The sequence below is a fragment of the Pseudomonas sp. S2_H10 genome (assembly GCF_054668285.1).
In genome coordinates this window covers 6,238,980-6,262,551 of the sequence record NZ_CP162754.1, presented here as the reverse complement: position 1 = coordinate 6,262,551, position 23,572 = coordinate 6,238,980, and the positions used below count along the sequence as shown (strand labels likewise).

Below are 23,572 nucleotides of genomic sequence, written 5' to 3'. Positions count from 1 at the left end.
TGGCCTCATCGTCGGAACGCCGCCCGGGGCAAGCCCGCTCCCACAGGGGTAAAGCGGTTGACTGCAAAACTTGCGGCCGACCGGGATTTTTGTGGGAGCGGGCTTGCCCGCGATGGCGGTGGGTCAGGCAACATTGATGTCGCCTGTACTGGCCGCATCGCGGGCAAGCCCGCTCCCACAGGGGTAAAGCGGTTGGCTGCAAAACTTGCGGCCGACCGGGATTTTTGTGGGGGCGGGCTTGCCCGCGATGGCGGTGGGTCAGCCAACGAAGATGTTGGATCTGATGGCCTCATCGCGGGCAAGCCCGCTCCCACAGGGTAAAGGGTTGACTGCAAAATTTGCGGCCGACCGGGATTTTTGTGGGAGCGGGCTTGCCCGCGATGGCGGTGGGTCAGCCAACGAAGATGTTGGATCTGATGGCCTCATCGCGGGCAAGCCCGCTCCCACAAGGGTAAAGCGGTTGACTGCAAAACTTGCGGCCGACCGGGATTTTTGTGGGAGCGGGCTTGCCCGCGATGGCGGTGGGTCAGCCAACGAAGATGTTGGATCTGATGGCCTCATCGCGGGCAAGCCCGCTCCCACAGGGGTAAAGCGGTTGGCTGCAAAACTTGCGGCCGACCGGGATTTTTGTGGGAGCGGGCTTGCCCGCGATGGCGGTGACGAGTGGCATGCTGAAGACAGTTGCTCCCACAGGGTTATGTGTTGGCTGAACTACCGCGCAGCCCAGGCATTGAAGCGCTGTTCGAGCTCTTCGCCGTGGTCTACCCAGAACTCGGCGTCCACCGCTCGGGCGCCGGCCAGGTTGGCTTCGGCGGTCGGCAATTGTTCCTGCACGTCCTTGGGCAGCAATGGCAGGGTCTGGCGATGCACAGGCCCGTAAGGGATGTTTTCCGAGAAGACTTTTTGCGTCTGCGGCTGGCTGGCAAACGCGATGAAGTTTTCCGCCAGCGCCTTGTTCGGCGTGCCCTTGACCACCGCCCAGTATTCCGGGTCGTAGAGGCTCTGCGGCCAGACGATGCTCAGTTTCATGCCTTCCTTCTGCGCCGAAGCGATCCGCCCGTTGTAGGCCGCGCTCATCACCACATCCCCGGCCACCAGCCATTGCGCCGGCTGGGCGCCCGCCTCCCACCACTGGATGTTCGGCTTGATCTGGTCGAGCTTGGCAAAGGCCCGTGTCACGCCTTGCGGGGTATTGAGGACCTTGTAGATGTCATCGGCCTTGACGCCGTCGGCGAGCAAGGCGATTTCCAGGGTGTACTTGGCGCTCTTGCGCAGGCCGCGCTTGCCCGGGAAGTCGGCGACGTTCCAGAAGTCCGCCCAGGATTGCGGCGCCTTGGCCTGCTTGCTCTGGTCAAAGGCCATGACCATCGACCAGACGTAAGTGGCCACCCCGCATTCGGTCAGCGCACCCGGCACGAAGTTCGCCGAATCACCAAAGCGTCCCGCATCGAGCTTCTCGAACAGGCCCTCCTCGCAGCCACGCAACAGCTCGGGGCTTTCGACTTCCACCACGTCCCAGCTGGTGTGACCGGCGGAGACCATGGCCTTGATCTTCGACAGCTCGCCGTTGTACTCACCGGCGATGATGTTGCCCGCGCCGCTGGCGTTGAAGGGCTGGAAATAGGCCTTATCCTGGGCCTGTTTGGTAGCACCACCGAACGAAATCACGGTGAGGTCCTGGGGGGCCGCCCACACACTGGCACTCAACAACGCCAGGGCAAACGGAACACTGCAACGCAAGGATCTGGACATGGATCACTTCCTCGGGCCTGGTGGCCCGTTGTTGTCATGGGTGTTCGGATTCACTCAAGTACGCCGCCAGGCGATCCATCAGGCGGTCACAGGCCGCCATCTGATCGACGCTGACAAATTCATCGGGCTTGTGCCCCTGGTCCATGCTGCCGGGACCGCAGACCACCGAAGGAATGCCGGCCTGGTCGAACAGCCCGCCCTCGGTGCCAAAGGCCACGGTGCTGAACTCGTCGCTGCCGCACAGTTGGGCAATCAGTCGGGCGGCGGCGCTGTCGGCCGGTGTCGCCAGGCCGGGATAGGCCGAGATTTTTTCAAAGCGGATGCCGGTATCGCTGTCCACGGCCTGCATGGCCGGCAACAGCGTCTGCTCGGCGTAGTCCTGCAGTTCATCGACGACCACTTGCGGGGCGAAGTCCGGCAAGGCGCGGATCTCGAAATCGAAACGGCAATCGGCGGGCACGATGTTCAGCGCCGTACCGCCCTGGATCACCCCGACCTGCACGGTGGAGAACGCCGGATCGAAGCGTTTGTCGTGCAACTGCGGGCGCGCCAGGGTGGTGCCGATGTCACCCAGCCGGCCGATCAGGCGCGCGGCCTGCTCGATAGCATTGACCCCATAAGGCGCGTAGGCCGAATGACAGGCCGCGCCGCGCACGTGGCAACGCATCGCCAGCTTGCCCTTGTGGCCGAGCACCGGCTTGAGTTCGGTCGGCTCGCCGATCAGGCACAAGGCCGGTGCCGGGATGCGTTGCGGCAGCACTTCGAGCAAGCCGCGCACGCCGAGGCAACCGACCTCTTCGTCATAGGAAAACGCCAAATGCACCGGGCGCTTCAAGGGGCTGGCGAGAAACATCGGCACCGCCGCCAGCACCGAGGCCAGATAACCTTTCATGTCCGCGGTGCCGCGCCCATACAGCTTGCCGCCCGCCTCGCTCAGGCAGAACGGCTCGACCGTCCACGCCTGACCGTCCACCGGCACCACGTCGGTGTGACCGGACAGCACGATGCCGCCGGCCACGCTCGGGCCGACCGAGGCCAACAGATTGGCCTTGGTCCGCTCGGCGTTGTAGATCAGTTCGCAATCCACGCCGAGGTCGCGCAGGTAGTCGCGCACGAACTCGATCAGCGCCAGGTTCGAATCGCGGCTGACCGTGGCGAACCCGATCAACCGCGCGAGCATGGCGCGGCTGCGCAACTCACTCATCGCCGGGTACTCCATACGCGGGAGCCAGGGTTGGATTGAGAGCGCGGGTCAGATAATCCTGAAGTTGCGGCTCATAGGCCGTCCACAATTTGCCCAGCTCGCCAATCGGGTTTTCATCGGCCCAGTCCACCCGCAGGTCGACGATCGGCCAGGTCAGGTCACCGACCACCGACAGCGCCGCCGAGTGCACCACGCCGGCTTCACCGCCGGCGTCCTGCCCGGCCTGCAAGGCGTTCATCAGCCGGGTGGCGAGGCAGCCTTCGCTGTTTTCGAACGCCGCGACCATCGCCTCGATCACCCCGCTGTTGGCCAGCAGGTTGCCGGCCGCCACGCATTGATCACCGGCCACGGCGTTGTTGATGCCCAGGGCATGGTTGCCGCTGAACACCGCCGTGCGCCCATGGGCATCCACCACCGCCACCTGCCGATACTGGCTGTAGCCGTTGCGGGTCAAAGAGTGGTCCAGCGCCTGGGGCGGCGCCGAGCCGTTGGCCAGCTCATCGAGGATCTGCGGGCCGAGGGCCGGCAGCGTGATGTTCTGGCTCGACACCGCACCGACTCCGGCGCGCAGCCAGGGGCAACGCGCGCCGACGGCAATGCTCGAAGAGCTGATGGCAATGCCCAGCTGGCCGGTCTCGGCGCAGCGACCCACGATGGAAAAAGTCATGGTGAATTCCTTATTCGGGGATAACGGCAATCACGTCGATTTCCATCAGCCACTGCGGCTGGCCGAGGGCGCTGACCACCAGGCCGGTGGAAATCGGGAACACGCCCTTGAGCCACTTGCCGACTTCCTGGTACACCGGCTCGCGGTAGCGCGGGTCGATCAGGTAAGTGGTGGTCTTGACGATGTGGCTCATGTCGCTGCCCGCCTCTTCGAGCAATTGCTTGACGTTGCGCATGGCCTGTTCGGCCTGGGCGCGCGGATCACCGAGGCCCACCAGTTGACCGTTGAAATCGGTACCGACCTGACCACGCACATACACGGTGTTGCCGGCGCGCACGGCCTGGCACAGGTCGTTGTCGAGCGTCTGGTTCGGGTAGGTGTCTTTGGTGTTGAACATGCGGATGCGGGTATGAGTAGGCATCAACGAACTCCCATGAGGCTGGCTTTCTGAAGAGGTGCGCGGGCGGCGTCGGCTTGACGCTGGGTCGCATCCCGATAGTTGAAATAGGTGTGCTGTTTAACGATGTGATCGGCGATGTGCTTGGCGTCGTGCCAAACGCCCCAGATGAACGCGGAGCCACGACGGGACTGCCACGGCAACCCGACGAAATACACGCCCGGCTCGGCCGACACGCCGCGCTGGTGCTGCGGCTTGCCGTTGTCCTTGAAGGCGTCGACCTTCAGCCAGCTGTAGTCGGTGGTGTAACCGGTGGCCCAGATGATCGTGGTCACGCCGGCCTTGACCAGGTCCAGCTCAAGGACTGGATTCGTCACGCAGTCCGGATCGGCCAGCATGGCGCGCGCTTCCGGTTCCAGCGGCAGGTCGAGGCCGTTGCGTTCGATATAGGCGTCGGCCTTGTCGAGCAGTGCCAGGTAGTTTTCATCGCCACGGCGGATGTTGTCGGCGAGGTTGTTTTCGAAACTCACCACGGCGCCATTGAACGCTTGGGTCAGGCCGACCAGGGTCATGCCTTGATGGGCCAGGCGGCGGAAGTCCACGGTGTGGCCGCCGCGGGCACCGCTCACAGCAATGGTTACGTGCTCCTTGCCCGGCTGCATGGCCTCGGCATCCCACTCGCCAAGCACCCCCAGCCACCAGCAGAAATCACGGTTGCGATAGGCACGCGGCGGACGGTCGTGGGCACCCACCGACAGGTAGACCTGCTTGCCGGAGCGCTGCAGTTCATCGGCGATCTGCACGCCCGAGGAACCGGCGCCCACCACCAGCACGGCGCCTTCGGCCAGTTGCTGCGGGTTGAAGTATTGAGCGGAGTGAATCTGGCTGATGCCGGCGATGTCCGGGGCAATCGGCGGGATGGCCGGACGCTGGAACGGGCCGGTGGCGACCACCACGTGGCGAGCCTCGATCACACCCTCGGAGGTTTCAACGGTGAACCCCGGACGGTCGGCATTACGTTCGACTTTCTTCACGTCCACGCCGGTGCGGATCGGCGCATTGAATTTGCGGGCATAGGCTTCGAAGTACGCAGCCACCCGTTCTTTGCCGGCGAAGGCATCCGGGTCCAGGCCGTCGAATTCCAGTCCCGGGAAGCGGTCGTGCCAGGCAGGACCGTTGGCCACCAGCGAATCCCAGCGACCGGTGCGCCAGGCTTCGGCAACACGGTTGCGCTCCAGCACCAGGTGGGGCACTCCGAGTTTGCTCAGGTGTTCACTCATGGCCACGCCGGCCTGGCCGGCGCCAACAACAAGCGTATCAATTTCGGTTTTATCAACTGTCATGGCTGTGCACTTCTGAAAGGTGGTTTGATTCAGGTCGGTCATGGCTGCCGCCTCGATTCTGATCACTGTTGTTCTTCTGCTACGGCTATCGGTGTCAGGGTGTTGGCCGCATTCTGTTCGGAGCCGGGGATTAGCGAAATTATGTTTTTTGTGGTTGCTGGCGAGGAAAAAGCGTCGAGCCGACCGATCGGCTGTGCGAGGTTGCGGGTGGCCGGATCCCGGCCTATGGTCCTAGCGATGCAATGCCTGTGATTGACGCCTGATGGCACATTGCAGGCCGCTGTCCACCCAGTGCGAATTAGCGCAAGGAAGTGACGACATGCTTACCAATTCCCGCCCTGCCGTGCTCGAACTGATCGGCAATACACCGTTGGTGCGCGTCAGCCGGTTCGATACCGGCCCGTGCACGCTGTTTCTCAAACTCGAATCACAGAACCCCGGCGGTTCGATCAAGGACCGCATCGGCCTGGCGATGATCGATGCCGCCGAACGCGATGGCCGCCTCAAGCCCGGCGGCACCATCGTCGAAGCCACCGCCGGCAACACCGGCCTGGGCCTGGCCCTGGTCGGTCGCGCCAAGGGCTACCGCGTGGTGCTGGTGGTGCCGGACAAGATGTCCACCGAGAAGGTCTTGCACCTCAAGGCCATGGGCGCCGAAGTGCACATCACCCGCTCCGATGTCGGCAAGGGCCATCCCGAGTACTACCAGGACGTCGCCGCGCGGCTGGCGGCGGAGATTCCCGATGCATTCTTCGCCGACCAGTTCAACAACCCGGCCAACCCGCTGGCCCATGAATGCAGCACCGCGCCGGAGATCTGGGCGCAAACCCAGCACGATGTGGACGCGATCGTCGTCGGTGTCGGTTCGGCCGGCACCCTCACCGGCCTGACCCGCTTCTTCAAACGCGTGCAGCCGGACCTGGAAATGGTCCTGGCCGACCCGGTCGGCTCGGTGATGGCCGAATACAGCCGCAGCGGCACCCTCCCCACCCCAGGTTCCTGGGCGGTGGAAGGCATCGGCGAAGACTTCATTCCGTCGATTTCCGACCTCTCCAGCGTGCGCCACGCCTATTCGATCAGCGACGAGGAAAGCTTCGACCACGCCCGCCAGTTGCTGCGCGCCGAAGGCATTCTCGGCGGGTCGTCGACCGGCACCCTGCTGGCCGCCGCCCTGCGTTACTGCCGCGAACAGACCCAGCCGAAACGCGTGGTCAGCTTCGTCTGCGACACCGGTACGCGTTACCTGTCGAAGGTCTACAACGACCAGTGGATGAACGATCAGGGCCTGCTGCAACGCAAGCACTACGGCGACCTGCGCGACCTGATCGCGCGGCGCTTCGAAGATGGCCGGGTGATCAGCGTCGGCCCCGACGACACCCTGCTCACCGCGTTCCAGCGCATGCGCCTGGCGGACGTCTCGCAACTGCCGGTGCTGGTGAAGGGTCAGCAACTGGTCGGCGTGATCGACGAGTCCGACATCCTGCTGGGCGTGCATGAAGACGTTGCGCACTTCCGCAAGACCGTGGCCAGCGCCATGACCGACAAACTGCAAACCCTGTCCCCCGCCGCCACGCTGGCGGAACTGGAGGCAGAGCTGGGCCGTGGCCTGGTGGCGATCATCCAGGATGCCTCGGGCTTCCACGGCCTGATTACCCGAACCGACATGCTCAACCATTTGCGGAGATCCCTGCCATGAGTCAACAGGACAAAAACGCCCCGCCACAGGGCTTCGCCACCCGGGTGATCCATGCCGGGCAAGCGCCGGACCCGACCACCGGGGCGCTGATGCCGCCGATCTACGCCAACTCCACCTACCTGCAACAAAGCCCCGGCGTGCACAAGGGCTTCGACTACGGACGCTCGCACAACCCGACGCGCTTTGCCCTGGAGCGCTGCGTGGCCGACCTCGAAGGCGGCACCCGGGGCTTTGCCTTCGCCTCGGGGCTGGCGACCATTTCCACGGTGCTCGAACTGCTCGACGCCGGCTCGCACATCGTCTCCGGCAACGACCTGTACGGTGGCACCTTCCGCCTGTTCGACAAGGTGCGCCAGCGCAGCGCCGGACACCGCTTCAGCTTCGTCGACCTGACCGACCTGGCGGCGTTCGAAGCGTCCCTGCAAGACGACACCCGCATGGTCATGGTCGAGACCCCGAGCAATCCGCTGCTGCGCCTCACCGACCTCGCCGCCATCGCCCGCACCTGCCGCGCGCGCGGCATCATCTGCGTGGCCGACAACACCTTCGCCAGCCCATGGATCCAGCGCCCGCTGGAGCTGGGTTTCGACATCGTGCTGCACTCGACCACCAAATACCTCAACGGCCACTCCGACGTGATCGGCGGCATCGCCGTGGTCGGCGACAACGCTGAACTGGCCGAGCGCCTGGGCTTTTTGCAAAACGCCGTCGGCGCCATCGCCGGCCCCTTCGACGCCTTCCTCACCCTGCGCGGCGTGAAGACCCTGGCCCTGCGCATGGAACGCCATTGCAGCAACGCACTGGACCTGGCGCAGTGGCTGGAACGTCAGCCACAAGTCTCGCGCGTCTACTACCCCGGCCTGCCCTCGCACCCGCAACACGAACTGGCGCAACGGCAAATGCGCGGCTTCGGCGGCATGATCGCCCTCGACCTCAACAGCGACCTGGCCGGCGCCAGGCGCTTCCTCGAGAACGTACAGATCTTCGCCCTGGCCGAAAGCCTGGGCGGCGTTGAAAGCCTGATCGAACACCCGGCGATCATGACCCACGCCACTATTCCGGCCGATACCCGTGCGGAACTGGGGATTGGCGACGGGTTGGTGCGGTTGTCGGTGGGGGTTGAGGATGTGGAGGATTTGCGGGCGGATCTGGCGCAGGCGTTGGCAAAGATGTAAATCACCAGAACTGAGGAACACCACAAAACCTGTGGGAGCGAGCTTGCTCGCGATAGCGGTGGATCAGTCAATACTGAGGCTGGCTGACACTCCGTCATCGCGAGCAAGCTCGCTCCTACAGGTTTTGCTGGTCTGGCACGCAACAGTCCCTATAATCCCGACGTTTTCGTCTACCCTCACGAAGCGTCGTGCAGCAATCAGCGTGTGCGGGGCGCATCGACATTTTTCCGCTATTGAACCGGAGAACTTCCATGCTCAAACGTACCCTGGCCCTGGCCGTCGGCCTGACCCTATCCGTTACCGCCCTGCTGGCACAGGCTGCCGACACCCTCAAGGTCAGCGCCATTCCCGACGAAGCCCCCACCGAATTGCTGCGCAAGTTCAAGCCGCTGGGCGAATACCTGGAGAAGCAACTGGGCATGAAGGTCGAGTTCGTGCCGGTGTCCGACTACCCGGCGGTGGTCGAGGCGCTGGCCACCGACCGCATCGACATGGCCTGGCTGGGCGGTTTCACCTTCGTGCAGGCGCGCCTGAAAACCGGCAATGCCATTCCACTGGTACAGCGTGAGCAGGATGCGCAGTTCACCAGCAAATTCATCACCGCCGACCCGGCCGTCAAGTCGCTGGCCGACCTCAAGGGCAAGTCCTTCGCCTTCGGTTCGGTGTCGTCGACGTCCGGCAGCTTGATGCCGCGTTACTTCATGCTCCAGGACGGCATCAAGCCGGAAACCTACTTCAGCCGCGTCGGCTATTCCGGCGCCCACGACGCCACGGTCGCCTGGGTCCAGGCCGGCAAAGTAGACGCCGGCGTGCTCAATGCCAGCGTCTGGGAAAAACTGGTCAAGGCCGGCAAGGTCGACACCGACAAGGTCAAGGTCTTCGCCACCACGCCGGCCTACTTCGACTACAACTGGACCGTGCGCGGCACCCTCGACCCGGCCCTCGCCGAGAAGATCAAGGCGGCCTTCCTCGCGCTCGACCCGGCAAAACCCGAAGACAAGGCCATCCTGGACCTGCAAGCCGCCAGCCGTTTCATCGCGACCAAGCCTGAGAACTACAAGGGCATCGAGGAAGCCGCGCGCGCTGCCGACCTGCTGAAATGACATTGCATCTTAACCGCGTCAGCCTCACCCACGACACGGGCGTGCTGGCGCTAAATGAGATCGACCTGCACATCACCGCCGGTGAGCAGGTCGCAATCATCGGCCCGTCCGGCGCCGGCAAGTCGAGCCTGCTCAACCTGCTCGCCACCGCCCTGCGCCCCGGCAGCGGCACGGTCGAGGTGCTCGGCGAACAAGCCTGGCACCTCTCCGCGCGTCGACGTCAGCAGTTGCGCGCACGCATCGGCCTGGTGCATCAGGCGCCGCCACTGCCACCGCGCCAGCGCGTGGTCACCGCGGTGCTCGCCGGCAAACTGGGGCAATGGGGTTTTGCCAAAAGCCTGCTGAGCCTGCTGCATCCGCTGGATGTGCCGGGCGCGCGGGCGGCCCTGCTCAAACTCGATCTTGGCGACAAGCTGTTCGCCCAGTGCCAGCAGTTGTCCGGCGGCCAGTTGCAGCGCGTGGGCATTGCCCGGGTGCTGTACCAGGCCCCCGAAGTGCTGCTGGCCGACGAGCCGGTGTCGGCGATGGACCCGGTGCTGGCCGGGCACACCCTGTCGATCCTCTGCCGCCACGCCCGGGAACACAAGGTGACCCTGGTCGCCAGCCTGCATGCCGTGGAGCTGGCCCTGACGCACTTCTCGCGCATCATCGGCCTGCGTGACGGCCAGGTCCTGTTCGACCTGCCCGCCAGCGAGGTCGACCACGATTTGCTCGACAGGCTCTACGCCAACGAGCAACTGCAATCGCCGCCCGCGCCGGTGGCGCCCTTGAGCCTGCAGATTCCCCGATGCTGACACGCGATACGCGGGACCCGGCCACCCTTCCTCGTCTGCTGCTCACGCTGTTGGCGCTCGTCCTGCTATGGCCCGGCATCCATTTCAGCGAACTGGACCTGGGCGTGCTGTTCCAGGCCGACAGCCAGAGTGAAATGGGCCGTTTCGTCTCGGCCTTCTGGCCCCCCGCCCATGACCAAGAGTTCCTCGAGTTACTCTGGCAAGCCACGTTACAGACCCTGGCCATCGCCACCGCCGGCATGGCCATGGCCCTGATGTTGGCCGTGCCCGCCGGCCTGCTCGCCAGCCGCGCGCTGTCGCTGTCGGCGGCTTCGCGCGGCGGTCGCCCCAGCGCCCTGGGCCGACTGCTGCGCTGGCCGGTGCGCGGCTTGCTGATCTTCCTGCGCAGCGTGCCGGAAATCGTCTGGGCCCTGCTGTTCGTGCGCGCTGTCGGCCTCGGCCCGACCGCCGGGGTGCTGGCGATCGCCATCACCTACAGCGGCATGCTCGGCAAGGTCTACGCGGAAATTTTCGAATCGGTCGACCAGCGCCCCGCCCACGCCCTGCTGCAAGCCGGCAGCGGTCGATTGACCGCGTTCTGCTACGGCATCCTGCCCAATGTCGCGGCGGAGTTGCTGTCGTACACCGTGTATCGCTGGGAATGCGCGATCCGCGCGTCGGTGGTGATGGGCTTCGTCGGCGCCGGCGGCCTGGGTCAGCAGATCGACCTGTCGCTGCGCATGTTCGCCGGCGGTGAAGTGGCGAGCATGCTGCTGACCTTTTTCGTCCTGGTGCTGTTCGCCGATCAGATCAGCCGCCTGCTGCGCTGGAGGTTCGCATGAATCGCCTGATCAACCTGCTGCTGATCCTGGGCATCGGCGCCGCAGTCATCGCCTCGTTCCGCTACCTGGGCATCGACCTCGGCGAACTGACCGGCAGCGGCAACCTGCAACAGATGGGCGCCTACGTGCTGCGCTTTCTCAGCCCGGACCTGAGCACCGGCCACCTGCAAGCCATCGGCCGAGGCGCCGTGGAAACCCTGGCCATGTCAGCCCTGGGTACCCTACTCGCCGCCGTGTTCGGCCTGCTGCTGGCACTGCCGGCGGCCGGGCGATTCGGCTGGCCGTTGCAGAGCGCATCACGGCTTGTGCTTAACGCCCTGCGCGCCATTCCCGAACTGGTGTGGGCCGCCCTGATGGTGCTGGCCGCCGGGCTTGGTCCGAACGCCGGAACCCTGGCATTGGCGATGCACACCACCGGAGTGCTGGGTCGACTGTTCGCCGAAGCCCTGGAAAACACCCCGCCGCAACCGGCTGAAGCCATTCGTTTGCAGGGCGGCAATGTGGTTTGGGCTTTCTGCTACGGCACACTGCCCAACCTGTTTCCGCAGTTGCTGGCGTACATTTTGTACCGCTGGGAGAACAACATTCGGATGGCCAGTGTGCTGGGTTTTGTGGGTGCTGGGGGGTTGGGGCAGATGCTTTATGTGAGCCTTAGTCTGTTTCAGGAGGCTCAGGCCAGTACGGTGATTTTGGCGATGTTGGTGTTGGTGTTTGCGGTTGATGGGTTGAGTAGTTGGAGTCGGCAGCGGTGGGTTAAGGCTTGATGGGGGGAGTGGATAGATTTGCTCAGCGGGATTGCATTCGAGCTGCGCAAGTATTTGTATGGAGTTGACTACCGCGGTTTATGGCTATGATCGGCAGAAAAAGCGACCTATTGCTGTCGGTGGCGATAGTCAAAAACAGCCAGAAGCAGCTGCTCTGGTCTACATATAATTCCACGATCTACAACTACCACCGTAACGGTTCACCGACAAAAGCCTCATAGCTGCACAGCTTTTGATTTTTTAGAGGATTTCCTTGCCACCGAGCTAGACGACGCTCTAGGCTCGGTCTGCTCTCGAACATGTGGCATCTATCAAATAGCTCATAGGGAAAATGGCTGTGATCAAGAACGTACTGATGATCGTTGGCTTCCTCGCTCTAGCTGGTTGCGCAAACCCCTACGCCAAAAGCTACAAGTCACTTTCTGATCCAGAATATATCGCCGCCTATCGCACCGCTCCCGCTCCTGCGGAGCCGACCCTGGCGCTCGGCACAAACCCGGTCCAGGACGTTCAGACGTACTATGAAGATAGCTTTGAAGCACTTGGGTTTAGTATGTTCAGCGACGAATTATCGACACAGCAGAAAGCAATTGAGCAAGGTCGGAAAGTTGGTGCTGATCTGGTGATCTACTACGAACCCATTTACCAGCGCACCAACACCCAAGCTGTACCGGTATCTCTTCCCACTAAGCAAACTGTGACTAGTTATGGGCAAGCGACTGCTTACAATAACTATGGAGGATCAGCCACTGCATATGGCTCTTCGTATGCAACTATTTCTGGGCAACAATGGACTGCGATACAAGTTAGTCGGGATAGCTACTTTCAGACCGCCACGTACTACGTCAGGACCAACCAGCCCTTAGGACTGCATTTCCGCGCACCTACTACTGCGGAAGCTCAAGCTCTTGGCACACAACGTGCTGTTGTGATTACCTCCATTGTGCGCGGTTCTGCTGCCTATCAAGCGGATCTACTTCCTGGAGATACAATTCTTAAAGCTGATAATCTTTCCGTTGACAAAATTCCTAATGCTGCCGATTTTGTACGCGCGCGCCAGGGAAAGACGGTCGACGTCATGCTTGTCCGTAATGGCAAATCCATAATAAAGAAACTAACCATACCGTAGCTCAGGCCCATGTGGTGATTGCTCAAGTTTACCCTCCCGCGTGCAATGGAAATGACCAGCCATTTACGCCAGATTTAACCACCATGTATCGTGGCCCTGAGCGGCAGTGAGCGCCCCATAGCTGCCCTTCGTGGAGTGCAACTAACGACTACAAGTTGACGATTAATCTAGGTCGGCAATTATTCCGGAATGAATGACCATACGATACCCTGCCGCTTATTTTCGGGAGGTAGGTGCTTCTCCAGATGACTAACCTCAATCACTTTATAATAACTTTTACCCCATTTTTCAAGGCGCTCAGGAGCGCGACACAGAACTGTTTTCGGGATAAAACCAGGCTCAAAGTCCGCCGACTTAGGCTTGCGAAGTGCAACTTCGATCCATTTTTGGGTAGTATCAACGAACTTCCTACTTTTGATAAAGCAATACACCCCCATATAGACAAAAAATATCAGTAGTAGAGTTGGTGCAAGATACGCAAACAGGGCGGCCGTGGTCGCAGCCCAGCCATTAGGCGTAATTCCAGTATTACTCAAATACATCGCCGCGATCATTCCCGCGGCCATGAACGAAGTTCCAAGACACACTGATTGCATATCTGCGTAGTATTCAACTTCAGCCTGTCGAACCTTCATGCGCAAAATCGGATCGGTAATTGTGTCCGTTGATTTCTCCTCGATCCTCGGAAATTTTTTGTAGCCGGCCTTTATCATTAACTTTCGTACTTGATATGCACGGAACCCCCATACCACAACCGCCAGGCCCATATACATGAAAAATGCAATGAGTGCATACAAGGCCAGCTTGTCAGCAGGAAAGAGCACTTCAGACGCTTCAACTCCCGAATTGTCGAAGGCAATCACCGCCGCAGCACATGCTGTAAAGGCGTTGCTGGCTAACAGTGACGTGATATCAAAAAAGCGGGCCACCAAAGTTTTAGGTGTCATTGACGAAAATACCCCAGCACATATTAGTTCGCATGCTCGTAAGATGGAGCATGAAAGGTTTTTTTGATTTTAGCTGTTCTGTAACACTATCAAGATAGTGCCATAGCAATTAGATTAGCTTGACCGCTCGAGCATCATGCGCGATATCGCGCCCCTTGGATTTTTCGTGACTGGCAGTTTTCTAGGACTATCGTAGTTGCATAATCGCATCTGTAATCGCTTTTGCATTTGTGCCCAGGGTTTTCATGGCCACTACTGCGTTATCTGTAACGCTCTCAACGCCATTCTCTGAGAGCCATTTCGTCACTTCCTCTATTGCCGCGCCCAGAGCATGCCGGTTGTGCAGAAGCAATGTCAGAGCATCTGCCGTGGCAATATTGACTTGTGAGTTATCTGGCATGCCAATCGTCCTTTATTTGAAAGGAGTGGAGACTCACTTCTCCACTCTGTCGTGTTTTTTGATAAAGCATTTGGAGCTATTTCAAAGTTAAAGAGAGTTGCTCTTTATAATTCGCACCGAATACACGATCAAAATTATTTTTAAATTCAACTACGCCATTTGAAAGCTCCATGATCGTAATGAGCTTAGTGATGTGTTTTTCTAAGTGAGGAATACCAATATCGCCCGACAAGAATTGGTGATGTTTTTTTACACGATTCCCTGACTCGTTTTTTGGGTTTTTTTCCCGTAACTCCTTGAGTATGCCCGCTGGGAGATGCTCGTAAACATACTCGTTAGTGAATTTCCCTAAATACTGAGGGTGCGTCATTTTCAAAGGGTCATATTCCCAACCGTAGAGCCGATATAGCTCTTGATAGTATTTTCTCGGGAATCGTGCCTGCCATTTGAGAAAATCTTCAGAAATGTACGCTTTGAGAATTGTTTGCAGCGCGTTACTTTCGCGCTCATATTGATATCCGGTTGCCTCGTCGATGAGAGCGGCGATACCAACCTTTGCGAGAGCACGGATCAGAATATGCGCTTGAAGAGCAATTTTCTCCTGACTTTCCAGCAGCGCATTTACATCGTTTGCTGTGAGGTACAACTCGCATATCAGGGGAATTAACTCGGCATTGTGGCCCGAAGCAACCTTTCCCGTGGGTGAGTAGTAGTGTACGACAGCTGATTTCTCTTTAAGCTCATCGGAGATAAATGGAAGGAGGTTTTTAGCCCCGATCACAGAGGGCAACCCGTCGATGCGCTTCTCACCCTTCCTTGGACGATCAAAGGCATCGAATAGCGCGGTTTGCGTGATTATTCTCATACCGTTGCTTAAGACTGCACATGAGATTGTTTTATCACCGATTACTAGCTCACCCCGGTGGGTGCACTCAAAAACTTCCATACTGTTTCACCACGGTCACTTAATTTGCAGTCGAATAGTGACCATCTCGGTCACTAATGTCAACGAAAAACAGTGACCTTTTTTTGGCTGGGTTTTGGACCACATTATGGCCGAGAACGAACGTCTTCTTTTGGCCGCTCTCTGCCGCACATCGTTACAAAGCCTGCTGATTAAATCCGATGCAAACGGTGGTCAAGTGCAGCGCAATTCCGCACCTGACAGCCAAACCACCACTACTCACACAAAAAACCCTCCCTGCGCATCACCACAGGAAGGGTTTTTTCGTTGCAGCCGATCAGTCTTTAGCCTGGCTCAACTTGGTAAACAGCTCAGTCGGCACTTTCTTGCCGTTGGAGGTGAACTGGTTGGTGCGGAACTTGTACACCTCACCTTCCGACAGGAAACCGTCGCTGTTGGTGTCCATCGCCTTGAATTCCTCTGTGCCCTTGGGCGCTACGGCCAGCAGTTCCTTGAGCGACACGCGGCCGTCGTGGTCGGCGTCGGTGCGTGCGAAGGACGCATCGCCGCATTTGCCTTCACCGCACTTGCCCTCGGCCTGGGTCTTCTGGGCGCTGGCTTCGGCGCCGCATTTGCCTTCGCCACACTTGCCTTCGGCCTGGGTCTTCTTGGCGCTGGCTTCGGCGCCGCATTTGCCTTCACCACACTTGCCTTCGGCCTGGGTCTTCTTGGCGCTGGCTTCGGCGCCGCATTTGCCTTCGCCACATTTGCCTTCGCTGGTCTTTTCTGCGGCGGCCAGTTGGTAGCCTTGCGGCAAGGCCTCGGCGGAGAACGCGGTGGAGGCGAAGTTGATACCGCCGACCAGTGCAACTGCGAGCAGGCCAATGCGGGTTTTGTTCGACTGGATACGAGACATGTTGATACTCCGGATCAATGGCGTGGCTGGACCACTATTGGTCGTACCACAAGGGGTGATGAACCTGGTGGCGAGGTGCGTTGTGCATCTCGCTTTGACAGGTCTATTTGGCCCCAGTGGTGTATCCGGGCTGTATCCGTGAAGTGATGGTTTTGTATGGCTGTATGCGGATGCAGCGCCCTGATACACGGCGATACACGAAAGGCGATACTCGGTGCTGATGTCCGAAAGAGCGTTTGTTTAAAAGGGTTGTAGGGTATTTCCGGGGGGCTACAAGACCTTGCGTCGTTGCCTACGGTTACGCCAGAATCCGCCGGCTTGTGCGCCCAGGGGCCTGGTTTTATCGTTTCCGCGTCGTTGCCAATTCAGCGACCAGGCTTGGAACCCTGATTTATAAACGGCGCATGACGCCCTTCATAACCCATGCTGCACACCTTTGAGTGTGTGCTTCGTTATGGCGGCTGTGCGTGGGAGACCTTAGGGTCTGCCGGGTTTCCGTTTCCCGGGTTCCAACCTGCGTACAGCTGCCACCCTTCGCTTGGAACCGAATGGTGCAGCTCTAGCTCATAGACGGAGAGTTGCCATGTTCAAGGTCACCCCCAACCCGCCGGACACCGATCCGGCATCCCCGTATGAACCCGATTCAAAACAGCTCGATGAGCCTGCCCTCGCCTTCCCTTCGACCGCAGATATCAAAGCCACACCGCGCACGCCTGGCTCGCTGTTTACCGTCGATCCCAAGGTCGATACCGAAACCCTGATGGTGTATCTGGTAGAGACGTTGGCCTCGGTCGATGTGATGGTGCATCAGTTGGTGGATCATCTGGACGGTGGATCGCGCAATGCGCTGCTGGGGATTTCCAACAGTGTGATGTTGGCGGAGATTACGGCGAATCGGGTGTTGGATCAGATTGATCCGCGTGAATAATTACGGGCAATTGTAGGAGCTGGTTTGTCGGGTCGCCGCATCGCAGCGATGGCGGTGGTGCATTTACCATCGCATCGCCAGCAAGCCGGCTCCTACAGGTTCGTGTTCACAACGTTCAATTGTGGGAGTTGGCTTGCCGGCGATGGCGGTGGTGCATTCATCATCGCTTCGCCAGCAAGCCGGCTCCTACGGGTTTGTGTTCACAACGCGCCATCTATCGGTTGGGCCGCTACGCGACCCTGCGGGAGCAAGCTCCCTCGCCACAGGTTTTTGTGTGGTTGGTAGAACCGCTTGCGTGTCCTGTCGAACGGGATCAGTCTCGGGGGCAGTGTCGCCTTCCAGCGAGGAATTGAAGATGAAATCCGCTTTCGTCGTCCTGCTGATGACCCTCGCACTCTGCAACCCGCCCCTCGTCAGCGCCGGCGACGACGCCGTTGTGCCCTTCCATGTCGACATTTCGGATCAGCAACTCACTGACCTGCGCAGCCGCCTCGCGGCAACGCGCTGGCCGGACAAGGAGACGGTGGGCGATCGATCACAAGGTATGCAGCTTGAGAAACTGCAGGCGCTGGTTCGCTATTGGGGCACGGACTATGACTGGCGCAAGGCCCAGGCGCAGCTCAACGCCCTGCCGCAGTACACGACCACCCTCGATGGGGTCGTTATCCATTTCATCTGGGTGCGCTCGCCCCGGCCGAATGCGTTGCCGATGATCCTGACCCATGGTTGGCCGGGCTCGGTGCTGGAGTTTCTCAAGGTGGTCGGGCCGCTCACCGATCCGGCCGCTCATGGAGGCAATGGCGCGGATGCATTCGATGTGGTGATTCCGTCGATTCCTGGCTACGGCTTTTCCGGCAAACCGACTGAGCCCGGATGGGACCCGGACCAAGTAGCTCGGGTCTGGGGGCAATTGATGCAGCGGCTGGGATATTCCCGCTACGTCGCTCAGGGTGGGGATTGGGGCGGTCCCATCACCAGCGCCATGGCGCGCCAGTCCGTGCCCGGGTTGCTGGGCATTCACCTCAACCTGCCGGCGACGGTGCCTCCGGAGGCGACTGCCGCGCTCGCTGCCGGTGCTCCCGCACCTGCGCGGTATACCGAGCAGGAGCGCGCGACCTACGACGCGCTGGCCGCCTCGATCAAGCAGGGCAACCTGGCCTACAGCGCGATGATGGCTGCGCGGCCGCAACTGATTGGCTACGGCGTTACGGATTCGCCGGCATTCCTCGCGGCGTTCATGCTCGGTCACCCGGGATTTTCCAAATGGTCGTATGGTGCCGACCCGCAGCAATCGCCAGACAAGGATGAAGTGCTGGACGACATCACCTTGTACTGGTTGACCAACAGCGGCGCCTCGGCGAGTCGGCTGTATTGGGAAAACAAAGGGCGCAGTCCGCTTTTTTCTGCGGCGCAGAAGACCGGCGAAATCAAACTACCGGTAGCCGTCACGGTGTTTCCCGACGATGTCTATTTCCCGCCGGAGAGCTGGGCCCGGCGCGCCTATGGCAACCTGATCTACTTCCATCAGGCGACCAAGGGCGGCCATTTCGCCGCCTGGGAGCAGCCGGAGCTTTTTACCGAGGAGCTGCGCACGGCGTTTCGTCCGCTGCGCTGAATCACCTGCGTATCAATTGGGGTCGAGCAACCCGCCGCTCCAGTTACGCGACACCCGGCTGCCGGTGAATTTCGCCACGCCCATGCCCTGGGGGATCAGGCGATCGCGATAGCGCGTCACCAGGCGACCCGCTTGCTCGGCATGCAGCACCACTTCGGAGGACGGGTCGCCCGGGGTCCTGAGGATTCGTGCAAAGCGCTGGCCTTCCTCGACGAAATCCCCCAGCTCCTTTTCGAAGATCAGCACGCCGGGTTGCGGGGCGATGATGGTTTCCATGTGGCCCATTTCCACGGCTTCGACAGGCCAGTCCGCAGGCGTCACTGACTCACCGATGACGCCGAAACCGCATAGCCAGTTGTACAGCCCTTCGGCATCCGACTCGGCGAAACGGTCGCTGACATCGCCCTGCCCGCGCAGCTCCAGGGTTGCCGCCATGCGCTTGTCGGTGACGCCTTCGCGCAGCCACGGGGCGATGATGGTTTCCTCGAAGGAGCCGTCACCGCCGTCATCCCAGATGATCGCCACGTCCATCTTCATCGCCGCCGCCAGTTCGCGGCCACGGGTCTGAAAACTGCGGTGCACGTAGAGGTACGGCAAGGCTTCGTCATCGGTGTGCAGGTCGAGCATTACGTCGGCCGGGGCGGCCAGTTGCACCAGTTTTTTTGCCATTGCTGGACGCAGGTCGAAGGTCGCTCCATGGCCGCCGACTGGTCGAACGCGCGGTTGAAGTTGTGCCCGGTGGCGTCGTGGTAACGCCCGAGAATCCGCCCTTGGCGAAACTGCCCGATGCCCAGCGGATTCGCCTGCGGCACCACGGTGATGTTGCCCTTGAGCCGGCCCTGGGCTTCGGCGGTTTGCAGCCGTTGCATCAGCAGGTGCAGGACCAGCATCCCGGCGATTTCATCGGCATGCACGCCGGCTTGCAGGTGTACGTTGGGCCCGCTGCCGTCGCCTGCGTAACGCCAGGCACCGACCTGCACGGCATCGCCGTTGTTGTTGCTAACACTGAACGAAATATCCTGCGGCATTGGCTTTCCCTCCCGTCATGACCGTTGAAAAACGCTGTGTCGCTGCTGTCGAGGCTGGTGATTGAACAGACGTTCAACTAAGCTCGACTGCGTGAAACCTCACCCAAGGACAGCCTTGTGCCAACCGTTGCCCCGAAGAACCGTCGCGCCGAACCCGAAGACCGCCGCGAAATGCTGGTGGCCGCCACGCTGCGCTGCCTGGGCCGCGACGGTCACGCCGGGATTTCCGTGCGACGCATCGCCACCGAAGCCGGGGTGTCCGTGGGGTTGCTCAACCATCATTTCGGCAGCATCGAGGCCCTGATCGCCGACACCTACCAGCGGCTCGCGAGCGAACTGACCACGGCCCTGCTCCTGGAAATCGAGCAGGCCGGGACACCCGCGCAGAAGATCGACGCCTTCCTGGTCGGCTCGTTCTCGCCCAGGGTCATGGACCCGAAACTGCTCGGCGTGTGGGTGGTGTTCTGGAGCCTGATCCGTCACTCCGAACACGTCAGCCAGTCCCACGAAAAAAGCTACCGCGCCTACCTCGATCTGATCCGCCAGTTGCTCGACGGCCTGGCCGCCAGCGAAGGCTTCGTGATTCACGACACCCGGCTGGCGGCCATCGGCCTATCGGCGATGCTCGACGGTCTCTGGCTCGAGTGGTGCCTGAACCCCGAGACCTTCAGCGCCGCCAACGGATTGCATATCTGCCGTTGCTGGATAAAGGGGCTGCGTCACGGAGCATTCAGCACCGACGACGTCCTGTGATGCGTGCCGGCCGAAGATCATCGCCAGCGTGCCGCTGACCGCGATCAGCCCGGCGCCGATCATCAGCGAGGTGTCCATCAGCGTGCCCCAGACCAGGCTCGACAGCGCGAACGCCCAGATCAGCCCGGTGTACTCGAACGGCGCGAGCAAGGTCGCGGTGGCGCGGCGGAAACTGGCGAACAACAGGAACTGACCGATACCGCCCACCAGCCCGGCGCCGAGCATGCCCAGCCAGGCGGGTGTCGGCGAAGGCGTGTGAGTCCACGGCAGGGCCACCGCCATGCAAATCACGAACACCACGTTGGTGATCAGCATCTGCTCCAGCACCGAGGTCTGCTCGTCCACCTGCCGCAGCTGGATGTAGGTGAACGCCCAGCACATCGCCGCCAGCAGGGTCAGGACGATCGGCAAGGGATCGGTCATGTGGTCGGGGCGACAGGCAATGACCACCCCGATAAAACCGATGATCAGGCTGAACCACTGCCAGCCGCTGGCGCGTTCCTTGAGGATCACCGCCGCCAGCACCGTGACCATGATCGGCGCGGAAAAATATAGGGTGGTCATCTCGGCCAGGGTCAGGTCGCGGGCCGCCGTGTAGTACAGCACCCAGGCGACGATCGACAGCAGGCCGCGCACCACCAGCAGGCGCCGGCTGGGTGAATGCCAGGCCCGGCGGATGACGCGCAGACGGCCTGCCAGCAGCACCGCCACGACCACCACGGCGGCGCGCCAGAACAGAATGGTGACCACCGAATAGTCGGCCACCAGCCATTTGATCAGCGCATCCTGAAACGACAGGAACGCATAGCCCAGGACGCACAGGCCAATGCCTTGCAGCGAGCGGTCAACCGTTGACGAACTCATCAGGCCGACCTGCGCACCGGCGTGCCGCGCCGTTCGGCGAAGGCAAACAGCGCCTCGATCAGGAAGGTCAGGCAGACGTAGACACCGGCCACCAGCAACAGGGGTTCATACACTTGCAGGGTTTGTGCGCGGACCACGTTGGCGGCGCCGAGCAGATCGATCACGGCGATGGTCGAGGCCAGCGCCGTGGACTTGAGCAGCATCACGGTTTCCCCGGCCAGGGTCGGCAGCAACAGGCGCATGGCCCGGGGCAACCGTACCCGCAGCAAGGACTGGCGCTTGGTCATGCCGAAGGCCGACGCCGCTTCCATCTCGCCCTTGGGCACCGCCAGCAGGCCGCCGCGAATCACCTCGCCGACATAGGCGCCGACCGACACCACCAGGGCGAACACGATGTACCAGTAACCATCACGCAAATACGGCCAGAGGAAGCTGCCGCGAATCAGCGGGAACTGGGCAAACAGGCTGCCCAGGCCGTAGTAGAAGATGTAGATCTGGATCAGCAACGGCGTGCCGCGGGTGACGCTGGTGTAGAACAGGCTGACCTTGGCGATCACCTTGTTTTTCGAGATCCGCGCCAGGGCCACCAGGACCGCCAGGGCAAACCCGAACACACTGGCGATCAGTAGAATCGTGAGGGTGGTTTGCAAGCCCCGGCCCAACAGTGCCGCGTATTCAATTATCCACGCTGGAATCATTTCATTTACTCAGCCGGTTCAGTCAACAAGAGGCATCCAGCGACGAATACGTCGCTCAAGCCGACCCGACAGATAGTTCGACGCCAGTGTCACCGCGTAGTACAGCGCGGCAGCCGTGAGGTAGAACAACAGATAGTGGCGCGTCGAACCCGCGCCTTGCTTGGCGGTGTACAGCAGCTCGTTGGTGCCGACCACGCTGATCAGCGCGCTGTCCTTGATCAGGTTGATCCACAGGTTGGCCATCCCGGCCATGGCGTACGGCGCCATGATCGGCAGCGTGACCCGGCGGAACAGCCCGAAACCGCTCAGGCCGAATGCCTTGGCCGCTTCGATCTGGCCGAAGGGAATCGCCTGGATCGCCGCGCGGAAAATCTCCGAGGCGTAGGCGCCCTGCACCAGCCCCAGCACCACGATGGCCGCCAGCGGACCGCTGACATTGACCACGCCGTAGCCCAGGTGGGTCATCAGCGAATTGAGGAGCATGGAACCGACGTAGTACAGCAACAGAATCAGCAGCAGTTCCGGCACCGCGCGGAACAAGGTGGTGTAGCCGCGCATCAGTGCGGCAATCGGCTTCGGCGCGCCCAGCTTGAGGCACGCCACCACCAGCCCGATCGCCAGCCCGAGCACGAAGGCCCCGGCGGAAATCTGCAGGGTCATCCAGAGCCCCTTCAACAGCGCACTGCCCCATCCCTGCTCGGTGAAATTGATCAGATCGAACATTGCCGGCATTTCAGTCTCCCCTGATCCTGTGGGAGCGAGCTTGCTCGCGATGAGGACATGCCAGTCAATATCAATGGTGACTGAACCACCGCTATCGCGAGCAAGCTCGCTCCCACAGGTTTCGCATTTGCCACAGGATCTGTGTTCAGATCAGAACGCAGGCTTCACGCTGGTGCCGAAGTAGCTCTGGGACAGGTCGTCGTAGTCCTTGCTCGCCAGCAACTGCTGGATGGCCTTGTCCAGTTTGGCCTTGAGTTCGGTGTCGTCCTTGCGCATGCCGGCGCCTACGCCTTTGCCGAAAATCGGGTCGTAGGGCACGGTGCTGAGGTAGGCCAGGTCCTTGGCGTCCGGGGTCTTGATGAACGAAGCCATGGCGGTGCCGTCCGCCATCATCAGGTCGATGCGCCCGGCGATCAGGTCGGCGTTGGCCGAGTCCTGGGTGTCGTAGTACTTAACGTCGGCGATTTTTTCGTAGTAGGTCTTCAGGTAGCTGGCGCTGACGGTCGAGTTCTGTACGCCGATGATCTTGCCCTTGAGGTCATCCGGGTACTTCTTCACCGACGCTTCTTTCGGGCCGACGACGGCAATCGCCGAGTCGTAGTAGGCCTTGCTGAAGGCGATCTGTTTTTCGCGTTCTTCGGTCACCGACATCGAGGAAAAGATCACGTCGATCTTCTTCGCCAGCAGCGACGGAATGATGCCGTCCCACGCCACTTCCTTGATCTCGCAATCGGCTTTCATTTCGCTGCACAGCTTGTGGATCAGGTCGACTTCGAAGCCCTTCCACTCACCGTTGGCCTGCTTTTCGGTGTACGGCGGATAGGGTTCGGCGGCCACCGCGAACCTGATCGGCTGTGCCTGGGCTGTACTCATGCCGGCCAGCAATACGCAGGCTGCACCGGTCAACCAGTTTGCAAAACGTCGATTTCCCATGTTGTTTTCCCGTCTTTT

General features: G+C 61.0%; 22 protein-coding genes and 2 pseudogenes. 10 read left to right on the top strand and 14 right to left on the bottom strand.

The features are described from left to right. Nucleotides 1-711 precede the first annotated feature (711 nt). Genes AB4O16_RS28400 through AB4O16_RS28380 form a run of 5 tightly spaced genes read right to left on the bottom strand, consistent with a single transcriptional unit; the run spans nucleotide 712 to nucleotide 5,405 of the window. Nucleotides 712-1,752, bottom strand: coding sequence for an ABC transporter substrate-binding protein (locus tag AB4O16_RS28400; RefSeq protein ID WP_460156426.1), 1,041 nt, complete (start codon nucleotides 1,750-1,752; stop codon nucleotides 712-714). A 34-nt stretch (nucleotides 1,753-1,786) separates the two neighbouring features. Next, the gene (gene argE, locus AB4O16_RS28395; RefSeq protein WP_460156425.1) at nucleotides 1,787-2,956 is read right to left on the bottom strand and encodes an acetylornithine deacetylase; all 1,170 of its coding nucleotides are present in this window, start codon (nucleotides 2,954-2,956) and stop codon (nucleotides 1,787-1,789) included. Beyond that, nucleotides 2,949-3,623: a DUF1028 domain-containing protein gene (locus AB4O16_RS28390; RefSeq protein WP_160385393.1), complete on the bottom strand. Its 675-nt coding sequence runs from the start codon at nucleotides 3,621-3,623 to the stop codon at nucleotides 2,949-2,951. Before AB4O16_RS28390 ends, argE begins: the two co-directional genes overlap by 8 nt. A 10-nt stretch (nucleotides 3,624-3,633) precedes the next feature. Then, nucleotides 3,634-4,044 carry a RidA family protein gene (locus tag AB4O16_RS28385; protein WP_046042476.1) on the bottom strand — a complete coding sequence of 137 codons (411 nt, stop codon included), beginning with the start codon at nucleotides 4,042-4,044 and terminating at the stop codon, nucleotides 3,634-3,636. Next, on the bottom strand, nucleotides 4,044-5,405 hold the full coding sequence (locus tag AB4O16_RS28380; RefSeq protein ID WP_460156424.1) for a flavin-containing monooxygenase: 1,362 nt from the start codon (nucleotides 5,403-5,405) through the stop codon (nucleotides 4,044-4,046). Before AB4O16_RS28380 ends, AB4O16_RS28385 begins: the two co-directional genes overlap by 1 nt. A gap of 277 nt (nucleotides 5,406-5,682) precedes the next feature. On the opposite strand from AB4O16_RS28380, the gene AB4O16_RS28375 reads away from it, so the two are divergent. From AB4O16_RS28375 to AB4O16_RS28345, 7 genes are all read left to right on the top strand, one after another. Continuing rightward, entirely contained in the window at nucleotides 5,683-7,059 is a 1,377-nt protein-coding gene (locus AB4O16_RS28375) for a pyridoxal-phosphate dependent enzyme (RefSeq protein ID WP_460156423.1), read from the top strand. Next, nucleotides 7,056-8,234 carry a trans-sulfuration enzyme family protein gene (locus tag AB4O16_RS28370; RefSeq protein ID WP_460156422.1) on the top strand — a complete coding sequence of 393 codons (1,179 nt, stop codon included), beginning with the start codon at nucleotides 7,056-7,058 and terminating at the stop codon, nucleotides 8,232-8,234. The genes AB4O16_RS28375 and AB4O16_RS28370 overlap by 4 nt, the downstream gene beginning before the upstream one ends. A 251-nt stretch (nucleotides 8,235-8,485) precedes the next feature. Further along, nucleotides 8,486-9,337 carry a putative selenate ABC transporter substrate-binding protein gene (locus AB4O16_RS28365; RefSeq protein ID WP_320402636.1) on the top strand — a complete coding sequence of 284 codons (852 nt, stop codon included), beginning with the start codon at nucleotides 8,486-8,488 and terminating at the stop codon, nucleotides 9,335-9,337. After that, on the top strand, nucleotides 9,334-10,131 hold the full coding sequence (locus tag AB4O16_RS28360; protein ID WP_160385398.1) for a phosphonate ABC transporter ATP-binding protein: 798 nt from the start codon (nucleotides 9,334-9,336) through the stop codon (nucleotides 10,129-10,131). Before AB4O16_RS28365 ends, AB4O16_RS28360 begins: the two co-directional genes overlap by 4 nt. Further along, nucleotides 10,125-10,952, top strand: coding sequence for a PhnE/PtxC family ABC transporter permease (locus AB4O16_RS28355; RefSeq protein ID WP_460156421.1), 828 nt, complete (start codon nucleotides 10,125-10,127; stop codon nucleotides 10,950-10,952). Before AB4O16_RS28360 ends, AB4O16_RS28355 begins: the two co-directional genes overlap by 7 nt. Continuing rightward, nucleotides 10,949-11,716: a phosphonate ABC transporter, permease protein PhnE gene (phnE, locus tag AB4O16_RS28350; RefSeq protein WP_460156420.1), complete on the top strand. Its 768-nt coding sequence runs from the start codon at nucleotides 10,949-10,951 to the stop codon at nucleotides 11,714-11,716. Before AB4O16_RS28355 ends, phnE begins: the two co-directional genes overlap by 4 nt. Before the next feature lie 337 nt (nucleotides 11,717-12,053). Continuing rightward, nucleotides 12,054-12,845 carry a PDZ domain-containing protein gene (locus AB4O16_RS28345; protein WP_460156419.1) on the top strand — a complete coding sequence of 264 codons (792 nt, stop codon included), beginning with the start codon at nucleotides 12,054-12,056 and terminating at the stop codon, nucleotides 12,843-12,845. Between the two features lie 179 nt (nucleotides 12,846-13,024). Here the strand turns inward: AB4O16_RS28345 and AB4O16_RS28340 are convergent, their stop codons facing one another. From AB4O16_RS28340 to AB4O16_RS28325, 4 genes are all read right to left on the bottom strand, one after another. Beyond that, the gene (locus AB4O16_RS28340; RefSeq protein ID WP_460156418.1) at nucleotides 13,025-13,792 is read right to left on the bottom strand and encodes a hypothetical protein; all 768 of its coding nucleotides are present in this window, start codon (nucleotides 13,790-13,792) and stop codon (nucleotides 13,025-13,027) included. Between the two features lie 187 nt (nucleotides 13,793-13,979). Then, nucleotides 13,980-14,192 carry a hypothetical protein gene (locus tag AB4O16_RS28335; protein ID WP_460156417.1) on the bottom strand — a complete coding sequence of 71 codons (213 nt, stop codon included), beginning with the start codon at nucleotides 14,190-14,192 and terminating at the stop codon, nucleotides 13,980-13,982. 76 nt (nucleotides 14,193-14,268) lie between these two features. After that, nucleotides 14,269-15,138 (bottom strand): P63C domain-containing protein, encoded by an 870-nt coding sequence (locus AB4O16_RS28330; RefSeq protein WP_460156416.1) that lies wholly within the window; start codon nucleotides 15,136-15,138, stop codon nucleotides 14,269-14,271. 295 nt (nucleotides 15,139-15,433) lie between these two features. Next, the gene (locus AB4O16_RS28325) at nucleotides 15,434-16,012 is read right to left on the bottom strand and encodes an HvfA family oxazolone/thioamide-modified RiPP metallophore (RefSeq protein WP_460156415.1); all 579 of its coding nucleotides are present in this window, start codon (nucleotides 16,010-16,012) and stop codon (nucleotides 15,434-15,436) included. A 583-nt stretch (nucleotides 16,013-16,595) separates the two neighbouring features. Here AB4O16_RS28325 and AB4O16_RS28320 point away from each other — a divergent pair. Further along, the gene (locus tag AB4O16_RS28320) at nucleotides 16,596-16,940 is read left to right on the top strand and encodes a DUF6124 family protein (protein ID WP_460156414.1); all 345 of its coding nucleotides are present in this window, start codon (nucleotides 16,596-16,598) and stop codon (nucleotides 16,938-16,940) included. Nucleotides 16,941-17,295: 355 nt separating this feature from the next. After that, nucleotides 17,296-18,555: an epoxide hydrolase family protein gene (locus AB4O16_RS28315; RefSeq protein ID WP_460156413.1), complete on the top strand. Its 1,260-nt coding sequence runs from the start codon at nucleotides 17,296-17,298 to the stop codon at nucleotides 18,553-18,555. Between the two features lie 12 nt (nucleotides 18,556-18,567). On the opposite strand, the pseudogene AB4O16_RS28310 reads toward AB4O16_RS28315, so the two are convergent. After that, nucleotides 18,568-19,583 (bottom strand): annotated as a pseudogene (locus AB4O16_RS28310) (M14 family zinc carboxypeptidase). Between the two features lie 171 nt (nucleotides 19,584-19,754). On the opposite strand from AB4O16_RS28310, the pseudogene AB4O16_RS28305 reads away from it, so the two are divergent. Next, nucleotides 19,755-20,240, top strand: a pseudogene (locus AB4O16_RS28305) (TetR family transcriptional regulator C-terminal domain-containing protein); the annotation flags it as partial. Here AB4O16_RS28305 and AB4O16_RS28300 read toward each other — a convergent pair. From AB4O16_RS28300 to AB4O16_RS28285, 4 genes are all read right to left on the bottom strand, one after another. Beyond that, complete coding sequence (locus AB4O16_RS28300) at nucleotides 20,196-21,200, bottom strand: DMT family transporter (protein WP_460156412.1); 1,005 nt, start codon at nucleotides 21,198-21,200, stop codon at nucleotides 20,196-20,198. The pseudogene AB4O16_RS28305 and the gene AB4O16_RS28300 overlap by 45 nt on opposite strands. After that, nucleotides 21,200-21,898 (bottom strand): ABC transporter permease, encoded by a 699-nt coding sequence (locus AB4O16_RS28295; protein ID WP_110658704.1) that lies wholly within the window; start codon nucleotides 21,896-21,898, stop codon nucleotides 21,200-21,202. Before AB4O16_RS28295 ends, AB4O16_RS28300 begins: the two co-directional genes overlap by 1 nt. Nucleotides 21,899-21,916: 18 nt before the next feature. Then, complete coding sequence (locus tag AB4O16_RS28290) at nucleotides 21,917-22,630, bottom strand: ABC transporter permease (RefSeq protein WP_110658706.1); 714 nt, start codon at nucleotides 22,628-22,630, stop codon at nucleotides 21,917-21,919. A 141-nt stretch (nucleotides 22,631-22,771) separates the two neighbouring features. Beyond that, nucleotides 22,772-23,554 carry a transporter substrate-binding domain-containing protein gene (locus AB4O16_RS28285; protein WP_160385409.1) on the bottom strand — a complete coding sequence of 261 codons (783 nt, stop codon included), beginning with the start codon at nucleotides 23,552-23,554 and terminating at the stop codon, nucleotides 22,772-22,774. Nucleotides 23,555-23,572: the final 18 nt, after the last annotated feature.

Coding starts and splice junctions, on each gene's coding strand:
- AB4O16_RS28375 (WP_460156423.1), top strand. CDS start 5,683: ATGCTTACCAATTCCCGCCCTGCCGTGCTCGAACTGATCGGCAATACA.
- AB4O16_RS28290 (WP_110658706.1), bottom strand. CDS start 22,630: ATGCCGGCAATGTTCGATCTGATCAATTTCACCGAGCAGGGATGGGGC.
- AB4O16_RS28330 (WP_460156416.1), bottom strand. CDS start 15,138: ATGGAAGTTTTTGAGTGCACCCACCGGGGTGAGCTAGTAATCGGTGAT.
- AB4O16_RS28390 (WP_160385393.1), bottom strand. CDS start 3,623: ATGACTTTTTCCATCGTGGGTCGCTGCGCCGAGACCGGCCAGCTGGGC.
- argE (WP_460156425.1), bottom strand. CDS start 2,956: ATGAGTGAGTTGCGCAGCCGCGCCATGCTCGCGCGGTTGATCGGGTTC.
- AB4O16_RS28285 (WP_160385409.1), bottom strand. CDS start 23,554: ATGGGAAATCGACGTTTTGCAAACTGGTTGACCGGTGCAGCCTGCGTA.
- AB4O16_RS28335 (WP_460156417.1), bottom strand. CDS start 14,192: ATGCCAGATAACTCACAAGTCAATATTGCCACGGCAGATGCTCTGACA.
- AB4O16_RS28400 (WP_460156426.1), bottom strand. CDS start 1,752: ATGTCCAGATCCTTGCGTTGCAGTGTTCCGTTTGCCCTGGCGTTGTTG.
- AB4O16_RS28385 (WP_046042476.1), bottom strand. CDS start 4,044: ATGCCTACTCATACCCGCATCCGCATGTTCAACACCAAAGACACCTAC.
- AB4O16_RS28320 (WP_460156414.1), top strand. CDS start 16,596: ATGTTCAAGGTCACCCCCAACCCGCCGGACACCGATCCGGCATCCCCG.
- AB4O16_RS28340 (WP_460156418.1), bottom strand. CDS start 13,792: ATGACACCTAAAACTTTGGTGGCCCGCTTTTTTGATATCACGTCACTG.
- AB4O16_RS28300 (WP_460156412.1), bottom strand. CDS start 21,200: ATGAGTTCGTCAACGGTTGACCGCTCGCTGCAAGGCATTGGCCTGTGC.
- AB4O16_RS28325 (WP_460156415.1), bottom strand. CDS start 16,012: ATGTCTCGTATCCAGTCGAACAAAACCCGCATTGGCCTGCTCGCAGTT.
- phnE (WP_460156420.1), top strand. CDS start 10,949: ATGAATCGCCTGATCAACCTGCTGCTGATCCTGGGCATCGGCGCCGCA.
- AB4O16_RS28315 (WP_460156413.1), top strand. CDS start 17,296: ATGAAATCCGCTTTCGTCGTCCTGCTGATGACCCTCGCACTCTGCAAC.
- AB4O16_RS28365 (WP_320402636.1), top strand. CDS start 8,486: ATGCTCAAACGTACCCTGGCCCTGGCCGTCGGCCTGACCCTATCCGTT.
- AB4O16_RS28360 (WP_160385398.1), top strand. CDS start 9,334: ATGACATTGCATCTTAACCGCGTCAGCCTCACCCACGACACGGGCGTG.
- AB4O16_RS28380 (WP_460156424.1), bottom strand. CDS start 5,405: ATGACCGACCTGAATCAAACCACCTTTCAGAAGTGCACAGCCATGACA.
- AB4O16_RS28370 (WP_460156422.1), top strand. CDS start 7,056: ATGAGTCAACAGGACAAAAACGCCCCGCCACAGGGCTTCGCCACCCGG.
- AB4O16_RS28355 (WP_460156421.1), top strand. CDS start 10,125: ATGCTGACACGCGATACGCGGGACCCGGCCACCCTTCCTCGTCTGCTG.
- AB4O16_RS28295 (WP_110658704.1), bottom strand. CDS start 21,898: ATGATTCCAGCGTGGATAATTGAATACGCGGCACTGTTGGGCCGGGGC.